This is a genomic window from Oleiphilus sp. HI0067 (assembly GCF_001635735.1).
Window position 1 is genome coordinate 1 of the sequence record NZ_LWFI01001640.1, and the last position, 1,016, is coordinate 1,016.

The 1,016-nt window shown below is 46.3% G+C and carries 1 protein-coding gene; it reads right to left on the minus strand.

Annotated elements, in window-relative coordinates; translation table 11 throughout:
• Positions 1–165 precede the first annotated feature (165 nt).
• Positions 166–1,016, minus strand: an 851-nt coding sequence (locus tag A3739_RS26375) for a triacylglycerol lipase (RefSeq protein WP_068503365.1), incomplete at its 5' end; no start/stop codon positions are given.

A 1,016-nucleotide genomic window follows, 5' to 3' on the forward strand; every position in this document is an offset into this window, starting at 1 on the left:
AGGTGTCTAAATCTTGAGCGTCCTGATCCAGCCCTTGGTATTGCCAAATTACAAATGAGGTCGCGACACATAAAGCAACAGCAACTAAGAATTTAATATACATAATGTGTTCACACTTAACTAAGTAGAATAAAAGAAGGGGCTACTGAGCCCCTTCCCTTTTTTCTATAAGCCTGCTGACTTAAGTCGACGTGCATGGTTTTCAAACAATACAACTGGATCGACTTCAAATAAGTTTGATAAGCCGAAGAACAAGTTAACGCCATCAAGGTGGTTAATGTTGTAGTTCACACGTAGAACATCACCCCAGCGCTGTTGACAACTACCTACTAGACCATCATTGCGACCAGAGATCGTTGCGCCGGTGAAAGCCAAGAATGGGTCAGAAATATCAAGAGCGTTCGTTAGCAAGAAGTCGCCGCCCCATGACCAATAACGTATACCATTTACTTCAGCTGCGCCTTCTCCACACGAAGATGTGGGACGACCCGCGGGAAATAAGTCATTGAATGCTTCCGCGCCAGGTGTTGTTAGGAACGTTACCGCACCTAAAGCGTCCTGCGTGTATTCAGAATTGCCGGCAAGAGCGTCAATAATGTCTCCAAGGAAGTTAAGTGCACCTTCGATCAGCGCCTCTGTACCACCACCTACAGGAACGATTCCTCTCGCTGCATCCGCAAAACCTGATCCACTGTTTGCACCGTTTACTGAGGTAACAGAAGCAACTAAGTCTGGACGGACACCTGCAACATAACGGCTAGTTGGTGAACCTAAGCTATGGCCGATCAAGTTGAACTTTTGTGCACCTGTGATCGCTTGCAACTCTTCTAAGTAAGCCAACAGCTGTTCGCCACGTACGTAGCCGTCTTCCCATGCTGTAACATTAGGAATGTAAACCGTTGCACCGCGTTCTTCCAATTCGCCTTTCACGCCATAGAAATAATCTATGCCTAAGATGCTGTCGAACCCAGACAGACCATGTACCAAAACAATTGGATGCTGAGTTTGATAAGCTT